Here is an 18,972-nt window from a genome sequence, read left to right on the forward strand (position 1 = left end):
CGTGACTTTGGAAGCCGCCGATACGGCAACCCCGGTCCTCGACCGCGAACCCGTGCTGTCCCTCCAGGGCATCTCGAAGGGGTTTGGTGCGGTCCAAGCGCTCACCGACGTCAGCCTCGACGTCTACCCGGGTGAGGTCGTCGCACTCGTCGGCGACAACGGCGCGGGCAAGTCGACCCTCGTCAAGGTCCTCGCCGGTGTGCACCCGCACGACAGCGGGACGATCCAATTCGAAGGCCGGACGGTGCGCATCGAGTCGCCGACCGAGTCCCAGCAGCTCGGCATCGCGACCGTGTTCCAGGACCTCGCGCTCTGCGACAACCTGGATGTCGTATCGAACCTGTTCCTCGGTCGCGAGGTCGTCGCGGGCGGCGTGCTGAACGAGGAAGAGATGGAACAGCGGTCGTGGGAGCTCCTGCGCCAGCTGTCGGCTCGAATTCCCTCGGTCCGGATCGCCATCGCATCGCTGTCGGGTGGTCAGCGCCAGACCGTCGCGATCGCCCGATCGCTGATCGGCGAGCCCCGCATCGTGATCCTCGACGAGCCCACCGCCGCGCTCGGTGTCGCGCAGACGGCCGAGGTGCTCAACCTCATCGAGCGCCTCCGCGAACGCGGCCTCGGCGTGCTCCTCATCAGCCACAACATGGCGGACGTGCAGGCGGTCGCGGATCGCGTGGCGGTCCTCCGTCTCGGTCGCAACAACGGCATCTTCCGGGTGCGCGACGTCAGCTACGAGGAGATCATCGCCGCCATCACCGGCGCCACCGACAACGTCGTGACTCGGCGCGCATCGAACCAGGCGACGGCCGCCGCTGCCGGCGCCCCCGCTCAGGAGACGGAGAACGCGTCATGACCAGGACCGAACCTGAGACCCGCACGGACACGATGTCGGCCGCCGCGGTCGACCTGCAGGACGAGCGACTCATCCGCGCCGAGGGCATCGGCGGATCGATCGCCGCCTTCGGCCGCCGGGTCCGCTCCGGTGACCTCGGCTCGCTGCCGGTGATCATCGGTCTGGTGGTCATCTGGGCGATCTTCGAGATCCTCAACCCGGACTTCCTGTCGGCGGACAACCTCGTGAACCTGGCGCTGCAGTCCGCACCGGTCGGTGTGATCTCCATCGGCATCGTCCTCGTGCTGCTGCTCGGCGAGATCGACCTGTCGGTCGGTTCGGTGAGTGGTGTCGCGGCTGCGATCCTCGGCGTCGGCATCACGAACCTGCACTGGCCGGTCATTGTGGCGGTCGTCGTCGCAATCGCCGCCGGCGCCGCGATCGGCGCACTCTACGGTCTGCTCTTCACACGCTTCGGTGTGCCGAGCTTCGTGATCACGCTTGCGGGTCTCCTCGGATTCCTCGGCGTTCAGCTGTGGATCCTGGGCCCGCTCGGCTCGATCAACCTGAGCTTCAACAGCTGGATCGTGAAGTTCGCGAACACCTGGTTCCTTCCGCCGTGGGCGGTCTACACCCTGATCGTGGTCGCGGCGCTCGCGATCCTGTTCAGCGACCTGTCGAAGTCGCGCCGTCGTCGCGCGGCCGGCCTGTCGACCTCAGCGCTGTCGGTCACGCTGCTCAAGGTGGTCGTGCTCGCGGTGGTCCTCGGCGTCGTCGGGTGGTACCTGTCGACCGACCGCGGCACCGGTGTGATGTTCGTCTTCTTCGTCGCGCTGGTTGTGCTCATGCAGTTCATGCTGAAGCGCACCCGGTGGGGTCGCTCGATCTTCGCGGTCGGCGGCAGCGTCGAGGCGGCTCGACGGAGCGGTATCAACACCACGTTCGTGTACATGACGGTGTTCATGCTCACGTCGATGCTCGCGATCGTCGGCGGTCTCCTCGCCGCCGGCCGTCTGAGCGCGGCGAGCCAGAGCGCCGGCGCGGGTGACGTGAACCTCGACGCGATCGCGGCGGCCGTGATCGGTGGAACGAGCCTCTTCGGTGGCCGCGGTTCCGCGTGGTCGGCGCTGCTCGGCATCGTCGTGATCCAGTCCATTGCGAGCGGTCTGACGCTGCTCAACCTGAACGCGGACGTCCGGTACATCATCACCGGCGCCGTCCTGCTCGTCGCGGTGATCGTGGACTCGCTGTCCCGTCGCTCGCGTGCGAGCCACGGCCAGGCGTAGCCAGCAACAGTACGGCGGCGGTCGATTCGCCCTTCGGATTCCGGTCCGGAGGCGCGGCTCGGCCGCCGTCGTCGTGTCCGGGACCGGAGGTGCAGGTCGCCCGTCGTCGTCGTGTCCGGGTCCGGAGGCGCGGGTCGGCCGCCGTCGTCGTGTCCGGGTCCGGAGGCGCAGGTCGCCCGTCGCTGTCGTGTTCGGGGATTGTTCGGTGCGTCCGGCGCCCGGACGGGGAGGTGCGGCTGCCCGTGCTTCCCCGCATGATTACGGTATGGATACCGGCCGGGGCCTCGTGGTGGTCGCCGAGGACGAGCGGGCGATCGCGGACGTCGAACGGCTGTACCTGTCGGATACCGGCTTCGGCGTACACCTGGTGCGGGACGGCATCTCGGCGCTCGCGGACATCCGCCGGCTCCGACCGGTGGCTGCGGTGGTGGACATCGGGCTGCCGCAGCTCGACGGTATCGAGGTGGTGCGCACGCTTCGCGCGGAGAACGACTGGACGCCGATCGTGTTCGTCACCGCACGCGATGCGGAGGTGGACCGGATCCTCGGGATCGAGCTCGGCGCCGATGACTACCTGACCAAGCCGTTCTCGGGACGAGAGCTCGCGGCGCGGGTGAAAGGCTTGGTGCGCCGGGGTGCCGCAGCGCCGACCAGCCCTGTGCTCGCGGCCGGCGGCATCGAGATCGATCGGGTGCGCCGACGCGCGCTGCTCGACGGGCGGCCGGTGGACCTCACCGCAACGGAGTTCGCACTGCTCGCGTATCTCGTCGCCGAGCCGGGACGGGTGTTCGAGCGTGCGCAGCTGCTCAGCGCCGTGTGGGGACTTGCGGACTACTCGGGCACGCGAACCGTCGACGTTCACATCGCACAGTTGCGGGCGAAGCTCGGCGACGACGTCGGAATCCGGACGGTCCGCGGCGTCGGCTACGCCTTTGATCCGCAGGGCGCATGATGCCGCGGACCCTCGCGGGCCGCATCGTGGCAACGACAGTCGCGGTGGCGGTCATCGCGGTGCTCGCTGTCTCGGTGGTCGGATTCCAACTCATCCGGCAGCAGTCGATCGCGCAGTCGCGGTTTGCGCTCCGGACGGCCGCGCAAGCCGTCGCGATCGCGTCGGCCCCGAGCCGGTCGAGGCTGATCGCCCGCATCGAGCAGGAGAGCGGCGGTCGGCTCGAGATCGGCGTGCGCAGCGGAGCGGCAACCGGTGCCGGGGTCTCGGGAATCGCGATCGCGCTCCCGCCGCGCGCCCTCCGGCAGATCGCCGCGTCGAAGCGGCTCGACCTGCGGGTGCTGGACGGGTCGCGAACCCTTCTCATCGTCAGTGTGCCCGTCTCTGGGGGCGGAGCGGTCGTCGCGGTGGAAGACGTTTCGATCCTGCGCAGCGGACCGCTGCTGTGGCGCTTCCTGGTGGCCGCTGGCATCGGTCTCGTTGTCGCTGCCGGACTTGGCCTCCTCGTCGGCCGCCTGATCGCGAGGCCGCTTGCCGCGCTCGCCGAACGCGCCGGTCTCTTGGCGAGCGGCGCGCGCGGTGTGCTGGAAGACCGACCCGTGCCTCCCCATGCGGTGACGGAGGTCGCCGACATCCACGCGGCGCTCGCCGAACTCGACGCCGCGCTCGCCCAGGCGGAGGGCAGTCGCCGCGAGTTCCTGCTCTCCATCTCGCACGAGCTCCGCACACCGCTCGCCGCGATCCGCGGCTATGCCGACGCGCTCGCCGACGGCCTGATCGCGCCCTCCGACACGACGCGTGTGGGCGGGATCCTCAGCGCCGAGACGGAGCGTCTGGACGGGTTCGTGCGCGATCTCCTGGCCCTCGCCCGCCTCGAGGCCGACGACTTCGTGCTCAGTCCGGTCGTGTTCGATATCGCGTCGGTGCTCCGCGACACCGCGCGCGCGTGGGAGGCCCGTGCTCGCGCCGTCGGGGCGCTGGTCGACGTCCGCACGGATCCCGGAGGCGTCACGGTCCACTCCGATCCGCATCGGCTTCGGCAACTGCTCGATGGGCTTGTCGAGAACGCGCTCCGTGTCTCGCCGCAGGGTGGCACCGTGCGGCTTTCCGCTGTGGCGCAGCCGGAGGGGGCGGTCGTGCGCGTCGACGACGACGGTCCCGGCTTCGCGCCCGGTGATCTTCCTGCGGTATTCGTCCGAGGAGCCTTGCGAGACCGGTATGCGGGCGAGCGCCCAGTGGCAACCGGTCTCGGGTTGTCCATCGCGAAGCGCCTGGCCGAGCGTCTCGGCGCGGCGCTCACCGTCGACGAGACGACGCGCGGCGGCTCATTCGTGCTGACAGTGCCCTGGCGATGACTGAGCCCGGCGATGACGCGAGCGCGACGTCATTCGTGCTGACAGTGCCCTGGCGATAATTCGCCCCGGCGATGACGCGAGCGCGGCGTCATTCCTGCTGACGGTGCCCCCGCGACGAGCTGGCGGCGCCGTATGTGGGCGCGGCCTCCCGGTGGTCGGGATGATCGTCGCGGTCCGCGGCCGGCAGCGCGCTCGTCATCGTGGTCGGGTAGCGCTCGTCGTGGAACAGCTTCGTGGTGAGCACGTCGACGTCGCGGGTGAGCGCGAACACGCCGAGTGCGATGCCCGCTCCGAGCAGCGGTCCGACAACGTAGATCCAGTACGAGGCGAGTGCCGGGGCGATCAGCGCGGGGGCGAGGCTCCTGGCCGGATTCATGCTGGTGCCGGTGAACCGGGCGAACTGCCACACGAACACGGCGACGACGATCCAGACGATGAGGGGCGTCCAGCGGGCCGTCCTGCGCCCGCTGGTCATGAAGAGGATCGCGAGCAGCAAGACGGCAGACATCCCCGCTTCGAGCGCGACCGCCGCGAACCAGGGCACATGTGCGCCCGGCTGTGTGGCGCCGTCCGACACGGTGGTCGCCTGGTGCTGCCAGAGCAGCCGGAAGATGGCGGTACCGGCGATCGCACCCAGCACCTGTCCGGCGATGTAGCCGACGAGATCGTGCCAATGCACCTTGCGGAGCCCGAAGAACCCGAGCGTGACGATCGGATTCAGGTGCGCCCCGCTCCGCCGGCCGATCGGCGTCAACGCGATGCCGCTGCCGATCCCTCCGAAGAGTGTGCCCGTCAGCAGGAATCGAAGCGACGTCGGCCAGCCGGCGAGCGGGGAGGCGGATCCGAAGTCGAAGCACACCGCCGAGAGGCCGAGGAGCATCAGGATCCCCGTCCCCGCGAACTCGCACCACCATTCGGTCCAGTGCCACCCGGAGTGGGCGGCGCGCGGATGCCGAGGGGCGTTCGGATGGGCGAGTTGTCGAGCGCTCACGCATCCACCTCTAGCGAGTCGTGTTCGAGTGCTCGATCAGGAATCCTTGTGCTCCTGCACATATTCCTTCGGGTCTTCGTCGTGGGGCGTGATGCCGGAGGCGTGGTTCAGCTCGAACACCGTGAACTCGACGGCCATGCGGTGACGCTCTTCGAGGCTGATGTGTCGGCGGAAGTCGGCGAGTCCCTCGCGCTCCTCCTCGGCCATGTGGTCGCCGTTGGCCGTGTTCACCTCGAGCACCGCTTTGCGCCATTCCACCGACCCGACCTCGTGCTTGCTCACGTCGGCGATGGTGTCGCGGATCTCGTTGTGGTCGTGGATCGCGTCCTCGGTCTCGTCGGAGGGATCGCTCGGCTCGATGAGGTCCTTCTGCAACTGCAGCAGTCGCGGGTAGAAGAGCTTCTCCTCGGCCTTCGCGTGAGCCTCCAGCAGGATGTCGAGGCGACGCCACACTGCGCGCAGCGATTCGACGTCGCTGGAGTCGATCTCTTCGAGAATGGCGAACAGGCGGCGCTGCTCCTCGTGGTCATGGGCGATGACAGCAGTGATGTCCACTTGTGGTCCCTTCCAGTCGGCGCGGGCTTGGATGCCCGCCGCGCCAAGCTACCCACGGACACCTGGGAGATAGGACGATCAATACAACTATCCATCGAGCGTGCCCACCCAGTGGCTATTCCCCGCGCTCACCCAGCGACTATTCCCATGTCGCACGAATCATCAACGCAACTTGATCAATCTGGGTTGAATGAATATGCTCGTGACGATGGACGATGCAACCAGCCCGGAGCCGCTCGCCAGCGCGCTGCTCGGCACCCTTACGCAGCTCATCGCGACACTCCGGCAGCCGAGAGCGGCCAGCGGCCTCGGCGCCGCTGAGATAGCGGCGCTGATGCGCGTCAAGCGAGCGGGGGAGACCACCGCCGGCGCCCTCGCGAGACTCGAGGGCGTGTCGGCGCAAGCGATGAGCGTGACCGTGAACGGGCTCGTCGTACGCGGCCTGATCGACCGCGCGAAGGACCCCGACGACGGTCGCCGCGCATTGCTCCGGCTGACCGACGCCGGCCAGGCCGTCCTCGAACATCGCCGGGATCAGCGCTCCGCTGCGATCGTCGCGCAGCTCACCGATCAGTTCACGCCGGCCGAACGCGCGCTGCTCGCGGACGCAACCCCGCTCCTCCAGCGTCTGGCGGAAGCGCTGTGAGCGCACCGGGACCGACGGTGGGTGTGCGTGCAGCCTCCAGGACAACGCCGACCGACGGGCGGTATCGCTGGATCGCCCTGACGAACACCACCATGGCGGTCTTCATGTCGAGTCTCGACGGATCGATCGTCCTCATCTCGTTGCCCGCGATCTTCACGGGCATCAAGCTCGACCCGCTGGCGCCGGCCAACATCGTCTACCTGCTCTGGATGATCATGGGCTATCGACTCGTGCAGTCGGTGTTGGTCGTCGCGGTCGGCAAGTTCGGCGACATCTTCGGGCGGGTGCGGGTCTACAACCTGGGCTTCCTGGTGTTCACGGCCGCGAGCGTGCTGCTCTCGTTCGACCCGATGCACGGCGCGCGGGCCGCGATGTGGCTCATCGGATGGCGGCTGCTGCAGGCCTTCGGCGGATCCATGCTGACGGCGAACTCGGGCGCGATCCTCACCGACGCGTTCCCGCGTGAGCGGCGCGGGTTCGCGCTCGGTATCAATCAGGTGGCGGGCCTGGCGGGCATGTTCATCGGGCTCACGGCCGGTGGCGTCCTTGCCGCATGGGATTGGCGGAGCGTCTTCTGGGTGAACGTGCCGGTCGGCATCGTCGGAACCCTGTGGGCGTACTTCATGCTCCGCGACAACGGCGTGCGGCACCCGGCCCGCATCGACTGGTGGGGCAATGCGACGTTCGCCGCAGGGCTCTCCGCCGTCCTCATCGCGATCACGTTCGGGCTCCAGCCCTACGGCACGCACGCCATGGGCTGGACCGATCCGTGGGTCGACGGCGGACTGATCCTCGGTGTTTTCCTGCTCGCCGCGTTCGTCGTCATCGAGCGTCGCGTCGTGGACCCGATGTTCGAGCTTCGCCTGTTCACGATTCGGGCGTTCGCGTTCGGCAACGCCACGCGGTTCGCCGGCAGCCTTGCGCAGGGCGGCTTGCAGTTCGTCCTGGTGATCTGGTTGCAGGGCATCTGGTTGCCGCTGCACGGGTACTCCTACGCGTCGACGCCGCTGTGGGCCGGGATCCTCATGTTGCCGCTCACCTGCGGCTTTCTCGTCGCCGGGCCGATCTCGGGCGCGCTGTCCGACCGTCTCGGCGCGCGCGCCTTCGCCACGACCGGCATGCTGGTCTTCGGCCTGTCGTTCGTCGGCCTCATCCTGTTGCCCGTCGATTTCGTCTACTGGCAGTTCGCGGCCCTGCTCGCGCTGAACGGGATCGGCATGGGCATGTATTCAGCGCCGAACTCTGCGGCGATCATGAGTTCGGTCCCGGCGCGCTATCGCGGCGTCGCGAGCGGCATGCGGGCGACGTTCCAGAACTCCGGAAGCTCCCTGTCCATCGGCGTGTTCTTCTCCCTGATGATCGCCGGACTTGCCGGATCGTTGCCGCAGTCGCTCACGGCAGGGCTCGCCGCCCACGGCGTTCCGCACGACATCGCGGCGCAGATCGGTGCGCTGCCGCCGGTGTCGTCGCTCTTCGCCGCGATGCTCGGCGTGAACCCGATCCAGCACCTCCTGTCGCAGTTCCATGCGCTCGGCGCGCTTCCGACCGCCGCCCAGGAGGCGCTCACCGGCCATGCCTTCTTCCCGCACCTCATTGCGGGGCCGTTCCACGACGGCACCGTCGTGGTGTTCACGGTGTCTGCGGTGATCGCGGCGGTCGCAGCGGCCACCTCGGCACTCCGCGGCACCGGGGCGGCGCCGGTCGAGGGCACCGCGCCAACGACCGATATTGCGTTGTCCGATACCCCTCCCATCCCCGCTACCAGCAAGGAGCACGCATGACCATCGAACTCGACACCAAGCCCGCCCTCGTCGTCATCGATCTGCAAGCCGCCGTGGTGGCACTGCCGAGCGCCCATCCGATGGATCAGGTGATCGCGAACGCGGCGAGCCTCGCCGACGCGTTCCGCGCGAAGGGGCTGCCGGTCGTGCTCGTCAACGTCGACGGGCGGGCTCCCGGTCGGACCGAACGCAGTAAGGCGGCCGGTCAGGCTGCCCCGGCAGCGTTCCCCGCCGAGGCGACGGCGATCGTTCCCGAGCTCCACCCGCAGCCGACCGATCTCAGGGTCACGAAGCAGACGCTCGGTGCATTCCTGTCGACCAATCTGCACGAGCAGCTGCAGGCGCTCGGTGTCGATCAGATCCTGCTCGTCGGCGTGTCCACAACCTCTGGCGTGGAGTCGACCGCTCGATCGGCGTACGAGCTCGGCTACACCGTCGGGTTCGTCGTCGACGGCATGACGGACATGAGCATCGACGCGCACGATGCGTCTGTCTCCTACCAGTTCCCGAAGCTCGGCGAGATCGGGACGACCAACGAGGTGCTGGAGGCCCTGAACCAGCGGTGACCGCGGCGGCGCGGCTGATTGGAAGATCCTGACGCGGTGACTCCTAGAGTCCGGCGAGGACTCGACCCCGAAGGATCACTATGGCCAGCCGCGCCGCGACCCCAGCGACGACCCCGATCCGACGCGCCCTCGGCGTGCTCGGCAACGAGCGTCTCACCGCCACCGCAGGGCTCGTCGTGCTGCTGCTCTCGGCGGCCGAGCTCGTCACAGTCGTTGCGCTCGGCACGCTGCTGCCCGAGCACATCGTGATCGGCATGCTGCTGGCTGGCCCGATCGTGGTCAAGCTCGGCAGCACCGGGTGGCGGTTTCTCCGCTACTACACCCGGGCCGCACCGTACGTGCGGAAGGGTCCGCCCCTGCCGATCCTGCGGCTGCTTGCGCCGCTGCTCGCGATCTCGACGATTACGCTCATTGCGAGCGGAATCCTTCTCGCGCTCGTCGGCCCCGGCTCGGGCCTGCTCCTCGACGCCCACGTGCTCAGCTTCCTCATCTGGACGGTCTGCCTCGTCGTCCACGCGGTCGCCTACGCGCCCGCAGCGCTCGGCTGGTTCCGACGTGAGGTCGCAGCACGCCGCGGCGCACCGCAGGTGCCGGGTCGAGCCGGCCGTCTCGCGACGAACGTGATCGGCGTCGTCGCGGGCATCGTGGGCGCCGTGGTCGTCCTCCCGGCGAGTAGCGCCTGGAACGGGTGGGGCGGTGAGAGTGGAACGAAGTTCGTGATCCTCGCCGCAGTCGGCTCCGCCGTCGCGCTCGTGCTCGTCCGGTGGATCAACCGGACGACCTGGGGTCGCGGGAACCAACGCCCGTAGACGGCGCGCCGGGCGTCACGTTCTCGCGACGATCTCCCGCATAGTCGATCTCGCTCGATCCGCGTCGCCGGCCAGGACGGCATCGACGAGCCTGCGGTGGAGTGCCACGTCGTGCTGGGCGGGCGGAACGTTCGCTCGATCCTCGAGTGCTGCCTCCACAACGCGGTGCAGTCGGAAGAACATCGCGTTCCCCGAGAGGTGCAGAACCTGTGCATGCAGGTCGCGGTCCGCATCGACGAACGCCGTCGGCGCCGCCGCTGGACCGGCGCTCGATGCGGCACTCGGTGCGGCACTCGGTGTGCCGCCGGTCGCGCGATCGGCGAAGGGGGCGACGGTACCGGCTGCGGTGGTGAGGCGGTCGGCTGCGGTGTGCAGTGCCTCCAGAGCGTCAGGGGGGCACGCGCCGAGAGCGACACGATCCGCGGCGGCTGCGGCGGCCTCTGGTTCGATCGCCGCGCGAAGACCCCGCAGTTCGCGGAGCACTGCCATGCGTTCGGGGCCGGCGAGGCGCCATCGCACCACCTGCGGGTCCAGCATGTCCCACTCGCTCGCCGGGAGGACCTGCAGGCCGACGCGCCGACTCGCGCGGAGCATGCCGATCGCGACGAGCACGCGCGTCGCTTCGCGAACGATGCTTCGGGAGGCGCCCGTTCGGCGTTCGAAGCCCTCCACGGTGTCGACATGGCCCGGCGGGATCCGCCCGTCGGCGATCGCGCCGCCGATGTCGTCCATGACTCGGTGGAAGGTCGAGCGCGCGGTCACCGTTGCGCGACGGGGGAGATGACCAGTTCGTCGATGCGCACTCCGGGGCGTGCGGCGAGCACGAACATCGCGGCGTCTGCAATGTCGTCTGCCGTCAGCATCACCGCTCGAGCGGCAGCGTCCGGCACCTCCGGGCGCTGGTCGAGGAAGTCGGTCGCCACGTCGCCCGGGCAGAGATGCGTCGCGCGAACCCCGGACGGCGCCTCCTGCTGGTTCAGAGTGCGGACGATCGACGCGAGCGCGGTCTTGCTCGCCGAGTACGCGACGCCCGCATTCGGCTGGAACGACCATCCGGCATAGGAGGAGATGACGACCACCGTGCCGCCGCTGTCTCGGAGCGACGGGAGCGCCGCATCGACGATCGTCGCGACGGCGGTGAGGTTCGTGTCGACGATGGCCCGGAATGATGCCACCGTCTGATCGTCCCAGCGTCGCTTCGGCGCGTTCAGCCCGGCGGCGAGCACGAGCGCATCCAGGCGCCCGTATCGCTGACTGATCTCGCGGTGTGCCGCTGCGACCGCGGTGGCGTCGTTCACGTCGAGCGGGAGTGCATGCGCTCGGCCGCCTTGTCCGACGACGGCGTCCACGACCTGCTGCAGGGCCGCTGCGCGCCTGCCGCTGACGACAACGATCCACCCTGCAGCCGCGGCCGCGCGCGCGGTTGCCGCGCCCATGCCACTGCCACCGCCGGTGATCCACACGACGCGATCGTCCATGTCCTACCTCCGGACTGAATAGTATGCTTTTTCACTATGCAGATCGATCTCACCGATCGCGTCGTGGTCGTCACCGGGGCCGGCCGCGGCATCGGCAGTGTGCTCGCAGCCCGGTTCGCAGCGGACGGCGCACGAGTCGTCGCGCTGGACCTCGGGTTCGATGACGAGCCTCCGACATCGACCGATGTGTACCGGCTCGCCCGCGACGTCACCGACCCGCAATCCGTCGCCGCGGCCGTCGAGACCATCGTGTCCCGCTTCGGCACCATCGATGCGCTCGTCAACAACGCGGGCATCAACGTCGACGGACTGGTCGCGGAACTGACCTGGGACTCCTGGCGCCGATGCATGGACGTCAACGTCGGCGGTGTGTTCCTGATGAGCCAGGCTGTCGCACCGATCATGCGTGCAGCGCGTCGCGGTCGGATCATCAACGCGGCCTCCTTCGCCGCGATCATTCCGAGTGTGGGCAGTGCCGCCTACGCCGCTTCGAAGGCGGCCGTCGTCCAGTTCACCCGGGTGCTGGCATCCGAGCTCGGCCCGTGGGGCGTCACCGTCAACGCGTACGCGCCCGGCATGGTGCCGAGCGCCATGAACGGATTCGCGGAACGCCCCCTCGATGAGCAGGCGCAGCTCCTCGACACGCTGTCGATCCGCCGGTGGGAGACGCCCGACGACGTCGCCGATCTCGTGCTGTTCCTCGCCAGTGACCAGGCGCAGTACATCACCGGTGCCCTCATCGATGTGTCCGGCGGCAAGCTCGCGACGCAGATCCCCGCCCGCGCATACGGCGCTCCGGGAGCGCCGGCCCGGTAAGCCGGGCATCAACGTTCGGTTGTGCCCTCCCAACGATTCAGTGATTTCACTGTGTCCGCTCGGCGAGCACGCTGAGAGTCATGAGTTCCCCCGCGACCGCTGCGCACACCCGAACCCGACTCGGCTCGACACTTCCATCGAAGCTGCCGGGCCTCGCGTTGGCGCTCGCGATCGCGATCGTGGCGACCCTTGTCGGCCGCGTCGTCCCGGTCCTCGGTGGACCGGTTCCCGCGGTGCTGATCGGGGCGATCGTCGGAACGGTGATGCGTCGCTCCGCTGCGCAGACCTTCGACCGGGTCGGCCCGGGCGTGAAGTTCGCCTCGGGATTCGTGCTGCAGCTCGCGGTCGTGATCCTCGGCGCACAGCTCTCCCTCGGTCAGGTGCTGCGCATCGGCGGGCAGACGCTCCCCGTGATGCTGACGACCCTCACCGTGTGCCTCCTCGGCGCGTGGCTGCTCGGCAGGCTGCTCCGCGTCTCCGGGACGCTCCGAACGCTGATCGGCGTCGGGACGGGAATCTGCGGGGCGTCCGCGATCGCCGCGGTGACCCCGGTGATCGATGCGGCCGGGGCCGATGTCGCGTACGCCATGTCCACGATCTTCCTGTGCAACGTGGCGGCAGTGTTCGTCTTTCCCTTGCTCGGGCACGCGCTCGGACTGAGTCAGCACGCGTTCGGCATCTTCGCCGGTACCGCGGTCAACGACACCTCCTCCGTCGTCGCGACGGCGACCGTCTACGGTGCGCAGGCGACGAACACCGCGGTCGTCGTCAAGCTCGTGCGGACCCTCATGATCATCCCGATCGTCCTCGGTCTCGCCGGTCTGGAGGCACGTCACGCGACACGCACGACGGACCAGCCGCGCGCCTCCCGCCCACGCATCCGGCTGACGCGCCTTGTCCCGTGGTTCCTCGTCGGTTTCCTCGTCGTCGTGCTCGCGCGCACCGTCGGCGTCGTCCCGGCGGCCGCGGCTCCGTCGCTCGCGTTCATCGCCACGTTCTTCATCACGACGGCGCTCGCCGCGATCGGCCTGAGCACCGACGTTGCCGCGATTCGTCGCGCAGGCGTCCGTCCCCTCATCCTCGGCGTCAGCCTCTGGGCGATCGTCGCCGCGACGAGCCTCGGGGTGCAGGCGCTCCTCGGGACGCTCTGAGTCCGCGCGGAACTCGCCGTGTTCGGGCGGCCCCTCGGGCTTCGCTCAGCGGGGCGTCGTGCTCTGCGCCACGTCGAGCAGACGGTCGCTCGAACTGCCCTTCGCGAACGGCTGCCGCCAAACCGCGGTCAAGGGTCGCACGAGCCGCGCGTCGGTGATGGTCACGTGGACGAGCCGCCCGAGCGCGAGGTCGTCTCGCACAGCGAGGGCTGACAGCACGGCGGGAGCGACTCCGGCGATCGCGGCCGCCCGAACACCCGCTGATGTCGGAACCACGGCCTCGGGCGACGCGAGTGCGGTGTATCCGTGTTCGGCGCACAGTCGCTCGAACGACGAGCGGGTGCCGCTTCCGGACTCCCGCGTGACGAGCGGTGTGCGGGCGAGCTCACTCAGCGTGACCGAAGCGCGCTGCGCGATCGGATGCGCCGGACTCGCGACGAGGATGAGCTCGTCGCGTGCGATCGTGCGCCGATGCAGATCGTGCGGCACGTCGACGGTTTCGATGAACCCGAGGTCGATGTCCCCGTCACGGAGCCGATCGACCACTTCCTCGGAGTTCGCGACGGCCAGATCGATGTCCGCGTCGTGTTCGGCGGCGAGCCTGACGACCCAGGACGGCATCAGGTGCTCGGCGATGGTCAGGCTCGCCGCCACGCGAACGCGCGAATGCGGCCGTTCCGTCAGTGTGGAGAGGCGATCGCGAAACGTGTGGTCCGCGGTGAGGACCTCTGCCGCCCATTCCGCGATGAGGACACCCGCTTCCGTGGGCTGCATGCCCGTCGTCGAGCGGACGAACAGCGCTCGTTCCAGCTGCCCCTCCATCCGCTGGACGCGAGCCGAGACGGCCTGCGGCGAAATGTGGAGGCGCGCAGCCGTCGCAGCGGCGCTGCCCGTCTCGACCACGGTGACCAGGATGCGCATCGCGTCCAGGTCGAGTTCGGGCATGCTCGAACCCTAGATCACATCAGCCGTTCGGGTTCGCGGTGGCGGCGCCGCCCGGACGAAGCCCGCGGATACCCGCAGCACCCTCGGACACGATGCGCGCGGTGATGGAGCCGTTGCTGCCCGATTGTCCGACGACGGTGACCCGCTCGCCGGCCTGCAGCTTCGACGTCGAGCTCGGCACCGTCTTGGTGACCGTCGCACTCGACGGCACCGTCACGGTCACCTTCGTGCCCGACGCGGTCGTGATGGTGATCGTCGACCCGGACACCGAGTCGATCGTCCCCGCGGTGACCCCGCCGAAGCCGGCCGCCCCGCCGGCGCCCCCGGCCCCGCCTCCGCCGCCGGCGCCACCCGCTCCTCCTGCGACGCCTCCCTGGAAGCCGCCGAAGGCGCGACCGTTCGCGAACCCTCGCGCGTGCGTCGCGGTCGCTTTGCCGATGAGGATGCCGCCGAGCAGTCCGACGCCGAGTGCGACGAGCGCGATGAGCGCCGGGATGATCCACCGCAGTGGCGACTTCCGCGCCGGTGCGGGTGCTGGTGGGGGAACGTGCGCGGAGGGCTGCCAGTTCGGGTCGGCCGGGGGCTGGTTGTAGGGGAGTGAGTCGGACACGGTGATTCCTTTGCTGACGTGACGATCGGAGAGGGAGCGCTCGCGGTCTCAGACGACCCGGAGCGCCTGAATGGGCCGCATCCGTGCGGCGCGGGCCGCGGGATACACGCCGAAGAAGATGCCGATCGCGACGGACACGCCGAGCGCGAGCGGGATGCTCGAGAGCACGAGGACCGGTGTCGTGCCGTCGATCGGAAACTGCGCACCGATCACAGCTGCGACGACACCGAGCACCCCGCCTGCGAGCGTGAGCGTCGCAGCCTCGGCGAGGAACTGCCCGAGCACCGCACCGCGGGTTGCGCCGATCGCCTTTCGGATCCCGATCTCGCGGGTGCGCTCGGTGACGGTCACGAGCATGACGTTGGTGACCCCGATGCCCCCGACGAGGAGGCTGATCGCCGCGACCGCCGCGAGCAGCACGGTGAAGCTCTGCGCACTCGCAGCGCGCGTCTGCAGCAACGAGCTCGGGCTGTTCACGGTGAAGGGCTGATCCGCGGTGGTCGCACCGAGCAGCTGATTGAGCTCGATGGTCACCTCGCCCTCGGCGGCCGGAACCGCGGCAGCGGAGCGCGCGGCCACGAGGACTCCGGAGACCTGACCGTAGCCGGAGAAGTCGTCCTGCACGGCCGCAATCGGCGCGATCAGCTCACTGTTGGGGTCCTGGAACCCGATCGTCGACTGCTCGGCAAGCTCGCCGACGATGGTGAATGGGACTCCGCCGACGCTGATCTGCTGTCCGATCGGCGACGACCCGGGGAAGAGCTCCTGCGCCAGGGTCAGACCGACGACAGCGTCCCGCGCATTACTGGCCGGTAGGCCGCTCCCGCTGGCGACCTTCGCGGTGCTGACCGAGAAGTACGCGTTCGTCGTCCCGATCACTTGGATACCGGTCTCGGAGGCGCTTCCCGCCGCGATCGTCTCGCTCGCGGTGACCTCGGGCACCACCGATGCGACGTCGCCGAGGCCGGCGTGGGCCAGGGCGGTGGTGACCGGCACGGTCAATGGCCGTGTCGCGGAGGCCGTGGACGCCGACCCGAATCCGGTGCCTGCGGACTGCGGCCGCACGGTCAGCGTGTTCGTGCCGAGCGCGTCGATAGCGCTCGCGACCTGACGCGCTGAGCCGTTGCCGACGGCGAGGAGGAGGATCACGGCGGCCACGCCGATCATCACCCCGAGCAGCGTCAGCACGGACCGGAGCTTGTTCGTCGTGACGCCTTGGAGCGCGCTCGCGAGGACCTCAATGGGACGCATGGCGCGCCTCCATCGTGTCCGTGGTGATCTGTCCGTCGGCGATCGTGAGCACGCGACCCGCGCGAGCCGCGACGTCATCCTCATGCGTGATGACGACGATGGTGCGCCCCTCGTCGGCGAGCGAGTCGAGGAGGTCGAGCACCTCGCCCGTCGAGGTCGAGTCGAGGTTGCCGGTCGGCTCGTCGGCCAAGACCACGGTCGGTTCCATCACCAGCGCGCGGGCGATCGCGACCCGCTGCTGCTGACCGCCCGAGAGCGCTTGCGGCACATGGTCGGCGCGGTCGTGGAGACCGACGCGCGCCAGCGCGGCCAGCGCGCGCTCGATGCGCTCCGCGCGGGGCACCGCCGCGTACGCCATGGGCAGCGAGACGTTCGAGACCGCGGTCATCCGTTGAATCAGGTTGAACGACTGGAACACGAAGCCCAGGGATCGGTTCCGGATGCGCGCGAGGTCATCGTCGCCGAGGGCGCCGACGTCCGTTCCACCGAGGCGGTAGGTGCCGTGGGACGGGATGTCGAGGCAGCCGAGGATGTTCATGAGCGTCGACTTGCCCGAGCCCGACGGCCCCATCACCGCCACGTACTGGCCCGCCGGAACCTCGAGATCGATACCGCGCAGCGCGTGCACGGTGCCGTCACCCGAACCGTAGACCTGGTGCACACCGGTCAATTCGATCGCCGGCGCCTCGGACACTGACGCTGGCCTCGTGCCGAGGGCGGACGGTGATGCCGGGACGACGCTCATCCCGCGCTCCCTGTGCCGGAGCCGCCTGTTCCGCCTGTGCCGGAGCCGGAGCCGCCCGTCCCGCCACCGCGGCCGCCCCCGCCGCCGAAGCCGCCGCCGCCTCCGCCGAAGCCGCCGCCGCCTCCGCCGAAGCCGCCGCCCCGTCCGCCGAGGCCGGTTGTCCCGGTCGTCCCCGTGGTGGTGCTCGCGACGGTACCGAGCGAGATCGTCTGGCCGGCGCTCAGCGAACTGCCGCTGATCTGCGTTCCAGCGTCACCGGCGAGACCCACCGTCACCGCGACGTCTTTGATGGTGCCGCTTGCGTCGACGACCTCGACATAGCTGCTGCCGTTGCTGGTGTGGATCGCAGCGGCGGGAACGTACAGCGCGTTCGCCGAGGAGGTCTGGGTCACGACGGACACGTCCGCTGTCTCGCCGTAGCGAACTCCCGACGGCACGCTGTTCAGCGTCACCGTCACCGGGAAGTCCACGATGCCGTTCGACGATGTTCCCACCGGCGCGATCGCCGTCACCTTGGCGCTGGCGGTCTGGCCGGTCGCTGCCGGAAATGTCACGGTTGCGGCCTGCCCGACCGTCAGGGAGCCGACCTCGGATTCGGGGACTGACGTCGTGACCGTGTCCTGCGCGGTGTTCGCAATGGTCACCACCGCACTCGACCCACCGCTACTGGCACTTCCGGAGCCGCCGCTCGCCGAGCCGCTCCCGGAACCGCCGCTCGAGCCGGTGCCACTCGTGCTGACGGCGCTCGTGCCGACGCCGGACACGTTCTGACCGACACTCCCGCCGATCGCCACCACCTCACCCGCTGTCGGGGCGGTGAGCGTTGCGGCGGACACAGCGTCCTGCGCGTTCGCAACCGTGGTCTCGTCGCTCGTGACCTTCTGCTCGTCGGACAACACGGACGCTTGCGCTTGCGCGACGCTCTGCGCACTGCTCGCACCGGAGCCGCTGGTCCCTCCGGTGGTGCTGCTCGTCGTCGCAGTGCTGCCGGACTTGCCGCCACTGCTCGTCGACGCCGCGGTCGTCGGAGTCGACGCTGCCGCCGCACTCGCCTGCACGCTCGACAGGGCCGTCTCAGCATCGGCAAGCGCGGTCTGGTCCGCGGCGAGCGTCGCTTGCGCGTCGGTCAGGGTGCGCTGCAGGCTTGACGGGTCCAGCGTGGCGAGCGTGTTCCCCACCTGCACGGTCTGCCCGAGTTGCACGTTGAGGCTCGCGATGGTGCCTGCGACGGTGAACCCGACGGCCGTCTCGGACACGGGTTCCAGCGTGCCGGTCGCGCTGACCGACTTCGTCACAGTGCCCTGCTGGATCGTCCCAGTGAGCTGTGCCCCCTGTGCGGACGATCCCGAACCGACAGGAAGGACCAGCACCGCGGCAACGCCGCCGCCGATGAGGACGACCGCGGCACTCAGGCCGACGATGGCCCACGTCCGCTGCTTGTTGTTCATGCGTCGGAGCGTGTGGCCGTCCGCTCGCAGTCGCCTATGGCATTCCTAAGAATTAGCCGTATGCGGCTGAGGGTTCGTGGCGCATACCCCGCCCGCCGAAGGGGCCAGGAGTGACTATGCCTGAACGGTGACCAGTGTGCCGATCGGCGCCCAGTTGTAGAGGGCCGCCACAACGTCGAGCGGCGTGTGCACGCAGCCGTGCGAGCCCTGCGTGGTGTAGAGCGGGCTGCCGAGGGGGAACTTCTGCCACGGAGCGTCGTGGAAGCCGATGCCGCCGTCGAACGGCATCCAGTAGTGCACGGGGTCGTTCCACGGCCCCCGGATGTCACGCCCGGCGAGCACGACGTTCTGACTCTTGCCGGTGATGCGGGACGTCCCGATGGGGGTGGCGTAGTGCACGTTCGTCAGCGCCGAAGCTCCTGTTGTCACCGGTGCGTTCGTGAACAACGTCGGCCCGAAGCAGGCCCAGAGATGCTGTTGGCTGATGCTCACGTAGATGTGCTTCTCGCCAGCCGGCGTGGTCGCGCATTCCGCGGCGGCCGCGTCCACGGTCGGAGACGGTGTGGCAGTCGGCGTCGCCGACTCGGCCGGGGCGGAGAGCGCCGGCGTCGATGGTGCGCTGGGCGCAGCGGCCGCGGGAGACGCCTTCGGCGCCGCGACGGTGTGGGCCGGAGCGCTGGCACTGCACCCGGCAAGCGCGGCGAGCACCAGTGCGCCCGCCGCAACCAGCATCGTTCGTTTCCCAGTCGGACCCATTC

The 18,972-nt window shown here is 69.4% G+C and carries 20 protein-coding genes; 10 read left to right on the top strand and 10 right to left on the bottom strand.

The window, feature by feature from the left end; all coding sequences use genetic code 11:
- Nucleotide 1 precedes the first annotated feature (1 nt).
- From CAM01S_RS00785 to CAM01S_RS00800, 4 genes are all read left to right on the top strand, one after another.
- Nucleotides 2–853 (top strand): ATP-binding cassette domain-containing protein, encoded by an 852-nt coding sequence (locus CAM01S_RS00785; protein WP_066514736.1) that lies wholly within the window; start codon nucleotides 2–4, stop codon nucleotides 851–853.
- Nucleotides 850–2,118 (top strand): sugar ABC transporter permease, encoded by a 1,269-nt coding sequence (locus CAM01S_RS00790; protein ID WP_066514738.1) that lies wholly within the window; start codon nucleotides 850–852, stop codon nucleotides 2,116–2,118. Before CAM01S_RS00785 ends, CAM01S_RS00790 begins: the two co-directional genes overlap by 4 nt.
- A 265-nt stretch (nucleotides 2,119–2,383) precedes the next feature.
- Nucleotides 2,384–3,070 carry a response regulator transcription factor gene (locus tag CAM01S_RS00795; protein ID WP_066514752.1) on the top strand — a complete coding sequence of 229 codons (687 nt, stop codon included), beginning with the start codon at nucleotides 2,384–2,386 and terminating at the stop codon, nucleotides 3,068–3,070.
- Nucleotides 3,067–4,422, top strand: a complete 1,356-nt coding sequence (locus CAM01S_RS00800; protein WP_066514762.1) for a sensor histidine kinase — start codon at nucleotides 3,067–3,069, stop codon at nucleotides 4,420–4,422. Before CAM01S_RS00795 ends, CAM01S_RS00800 begins: the two co-directional genes overlap by 4 nt.
- 88 nt (nucleotides 4,423–4,510) lie before the next feature.
- Here CAM01S_RS00800 and CAM01S_RS00805 read toward each other — a convergent pair whose 3' ends face one another.
- Together CAM01S_RS00805 and CAM01S_RS00810 are read right to left on the bottom strand one after the other, a co-directional pair.
- Nucleotides 4,511–5,413, bottom strand: a complete 903-nt coding sequence (locus tag CAM01S_RS00805) for an MIP/aquaporin family protein (protein ID WP_066514778.1) — start codon at nucleotides 5,411–5,413, stop codon at nucleotides 4,511–4,513.
- Between the two features lie 36 nt (nucleotides 5,414–5,449).
- Nucleotides 5,450–5,968: a hemerythrin domain-containing protein gene (locus CAM01S_RS00810; RefSeq protein ID WP_066514785.1), complete on the bottom strand. Its 519-nt coding sequence runs from the start codon at nucleotides 5,966–5,968 to the stop codon at nucleotides 5,450–5,452.
- A gap of 208 nt (nucleotides 5,969–6,176) precedes the next feature.
- Between CAM01S_RS00810 and CAM01S_RS00815 the strand changes: the two genes are divergently transcribed.
- From CAM01S_RS00815 to CAM01S_RS00830, 4 genes are all read left to right on the top strand, one after another.
- Nucleotides 6,177–6,614, top strand: a complete 438-nt coding sequence (locus CAM01S_RS00815; RefSeq protein WP_169795797.1) for a MarR family winged helix-turn-helix transcriptional regulator — start codon at nucleotides 6,177–6,179, stop codon at nucleotides 6,612–6,614.
- Nucleotides 6,611–8,395, top strand: coding sequence for an MFS transporter (locus CAM01S_RS00820; RefSeq protein WP_245631492.1), 1,785 nt, complete (start codon nucleotides 6,611–6,613; stop codon nucleotides 8,393–8,395). The genes CAM01S_RS00815 and CAM01S_RS00820 overlap by 4 nt, the downstream gene beginning before the upstream one ends.
- Nucleotides 8,392–8,961 (top strand): cysteine hydrolase family protein, encoded by a 570-nt coding sequence (locus tag CAM01S_RS00825; RefSeq protein WP_066514794.1) that lies wholly within the window; start codon nucleotides 8,392–8,394, stop codon nucleotides 8,959–8,961. The genes CAM01S_RS00820 and CAM01S_RS00825 overlap by 4 nt, the downstream gene beginning before the upstream one ends.
- Before the next feature lie 80 nt (nucleotides 8,962–9,041).
- Nucleotides 9,042–9,770 carry a hypothetical protein gene (locus CAM01S_RS00830; RefSeq protein ID WP_066514803.1) on the top strand — a complete coding sequence of 243 codons (729 nt, stop codon included), beginning with the start codon at nucleotides 9,042–9,044 and terminating at the stop codon, nucleotides 9,768–9,770.
- 15 nt (nucleotides 9,771–9,785) lie between these two features.
- Here CAM01S_RS00830 and CAM01S_RS00835 read toward each other — a convergent pair whose 3' ends face one another.
- A complete protein-coding gene (locus tag CAM01S_RS00835) occupies nucleotides 9,786–10,502 on the bottom strand; it encodes a FadR/GntR family transcriptional regulator (RefSeq protein ID WP_157071330.1) in 717 nt (238 codons plus the stop codon).
- 26 nt (nucleotides 10,503–10,528) lie between these two features.
- The gene (locus CAM01S_RS00840; protein WP_066514816.1) at nucleotides 10,529–11,248 is read right to left on the bottom strand and encodes an SDR family oxidoreductase; all 720 of its coding nucleotides are present in this window, start codon (nucleotides 11,246–11,248) and stop codon (nucleotides 10,529–10,531) included.
- A gap of 36 nt (nucleotides 11,249–11,284) precedes the next feature.
- Between CAM01S_RS00840 and CAM01S_RS00845 the strand changes: the two genes are divergently transcribed.
- Nucleotides 11,285–12,064 carry an SDR family NAD(P)-dependent oxidoreductase gene (locus tag CAM01S_RS00845; RefSeq protein WP_066514823.1) on the top strand — a complete coding sequence of 260 codons (780 nt, stop codon included), beginning with the start codon at nucleotides 11,285–11,287 and terminating at the stop codon, nucleotides 12,062–12,064.
- A gap of 80 nt (nucleotides 12,065–12,144) precedes the next feature.
- The gene (locus CAM01S_RS00850) at nucleotides 12,145–13,215 is read left to right on the top strand and encodes a YeiH family protein (protein ID WP_066514827.1); all 1,071 of its coding nucleotides are present in this window, start codon (nucleotides 12,145–12,147) and stop codon (nucleotides 13,213–13,215) included.
- 45 nt (nucleotides 13,216–13,260) lie between these two features.
- Here the strand turns inward: CAM01S_RS00850 and CAM01S_RS00855 are convergent, their stop codons facing one another.
- The 6 genes from CAM01S_RS00855 to CAM01S_RS00880 form a co-directional block, all read right to left on the bottom strand.
- A complete protein-coding gene (locus CAM01S_RS00855; RefSeq protein WP_066514830.1) occupies nucleotides 13,261–14,160 on the bottom strand; it encodes a LysR family transcriptional regulator in 900 nt (299 codons plus the stop codon).
- 19 nt (nucleotides 14,161–14,179) lie between these two features.
- Nucleotides 14,180–14,770: a DUF5666 domain-containing protein gene (locus tag CAM01S_RS14480; protein WP_066514834.1), complete on the bottom strand. Its 591-nt coding sequence runs from the start codon at nucleotides 14,768–14,770 to the stop codon at nucleotides 14,180–14,182.
- A 48-nt stretch (nucleotides 14,771–14,818) separates the two neighbouring features.
- Nucleotides 14,819–16,021, bottom strand: a complete 1,203-nt coding sequence (locus CAM01S_RS00865; protein WP_066514844.1) for an ABC transporter permease — start codon at nucleotides 16,019–16,021, stop codon at nucleotides 14,819–14,821.
- A complete protein-coding gene (locus tag CAM01S_RS00870) occupies nucleotides 16,008–16,766 on the bottom strand; it encodes an ABC transporter ATP-binding protein (RefSeq protein ID WP_083527596.1) in 759 nt (252 codons plus the stop codon). Before CAM01S_RS00870 ends, CAM01S_RS00865 begins: the two co-directional genes overlap by 14 nt.
- Nucleotides 16,763–18,214 carry an efflux RND transporter periplasmic adaptor subunit gene (locus CAM01S_RS00875; protein WP_066514846.1) on the bottom strand — a complete coding sequence of 484 codons (1,452 nt, stop codon included), beginning with the start codon at nucleotides 18,212–18,214 and terminating at the stop codon, nucleotides 16,763–16,765. Before CAM01S_RS00875 ends, CAM01S_RS00870 begins: the two co-directional genes overlap by 4 nt.
- A 114-nt stretch (nucleotides 18,215–18,328) precedes the next feature.
- The gene (locus CAM01S_RS00880) at nucleotides 18,329–18,946 is read right to left on the bottom strand and encodes a L,D-transpeptidase (protein ID WP_066514848.1); all 618 of its coding nucleotides are present in this window, start codon (nucleotides 18,944–18,946) and stop codon (nucleotides 18,329–18,331) included.
- Nucleotides 18,947–18,972 lie beyond the last annotated feature (26 nt).

The sequence above is a fragment of the Curtobacterium ammoniigenes NBRC 101786 genome, assembly GCF_001571045.1.
In the GTDB taxonomy this organism is placed as follows: domain Bacteria; phylum Actinomycetota; class Actinomycetes; order Actinomycetales; family Microbacteriaceae; genus Curtobacterium; species Curtobacterium ammoniigenes.

Bases quoted from the DNA above. Each gene is read 5' to 3' on its own strand.
- CAM01S_RS00875 (WP_066514846.1), bottom strand. From the start codon at position 18,214: ATGAACAACAAGCAGCGGACGTGGGCCATCGTCGGCCTGAGTGCCGCG.
- CAM01S_RS00800 (WP_066514762.1), top strand. From the start codon at position 3,067: ATGATGCCGCGGACCCTCGCGGGCCGCATCGTGGCAACGACAGTCGCG.
- CAM01S_RS00790 (WP_066514738.1), top strand. From the start codon at position 850: ATGACCAGGACCGAACCTGAGACCCGCACGGACACGATGTCGGCCGCC.
- CAM01S_RS00825 (WP_066514794.1), top strand. From the start codon at position 8,392: ATGACCATCGAACTCGACACCAAGCCCGCCCTCGTCGTCATCGATCTG.
- CAM01S_RS00835 (WP_157071330.1), bottom strand. From the start codon at position 10,502: ATGGACGACATCGGCGGCGCGATCGCCGACGGGCGGATCCCGCCGGGC.
- CAM01S_RS00855 (WP_066514830.1), bottom strand. From the start codon at position 14,160: ATGCCCGAACTCGACCTGGACGCGATGCGCATCCTGGTCACCGTGGTC.
- CAM01S_RS00845 (WP_066514823.1), top strand. From the start codon at position 11,285: ATGCAGATCGATCTCACCGATCGCGTCGTGGTCGTCACCGGGGCCGGC.
- CAM01S_RS00880 (WP_066514848.1), bottom strand. From the start codon at position 18,946: ATGCTGGTTGCGGCGGGCGCACTGGTGCTCGCCGCGCTTGCCGGGTGC.
- CAM01S_RS00795 (WP_066514752.1), top strand. From the start codon at position 2,384: ATGGATACCGGCCGGGGCCTCGTGGTGGTCGCCGAGGACGAGCGGGCG.
- CAM01S_RS00840 (WP_066514816.1), bottom strand. From the start codon at position 11,248: ATGGACGATCGCGTCGTGTGGATCACCGGCGGTGGCAGTGGCATGGGC.
- CAM01S_RS00850 (WP_066514827.1), top strand. From the start codon at position 12,145: ATGAGTTCCCCCGCGACCGCTGCGCACACCCGAACCCGACTCGGCTCG.
- CAM01S_RS00870 (WP_083527596.1), bottom strand. From the start codon at position 16,766: ATGAGCGTCGTCCCGGCATCACCGTCCGCCCTCGGCACGAGGCCAGCG.
- CAM01S_RS00830 (WP_066514803.1), top strand. From the start codon at position 9,042: ATGGCCAGCCGCGCCGCGACCCCAGCGACGACCCCGATCCGACGCGCC.
- CAM01S_RS00815 (WP_169795797.1), top strand. From the start codon at position 6,177: ATGGACGATGCAACCAGCCCGGAGCCGCTCGCCAGCGCGCTGCTCGGC.
- CAM01S_RS00865 (WP_066514844.1), bottom strand. From the start codon at position 16,021: ATGCGTCCCATTGAGGTCCTCGCGAGCGCGCTCCAAGGCGTCACGACG.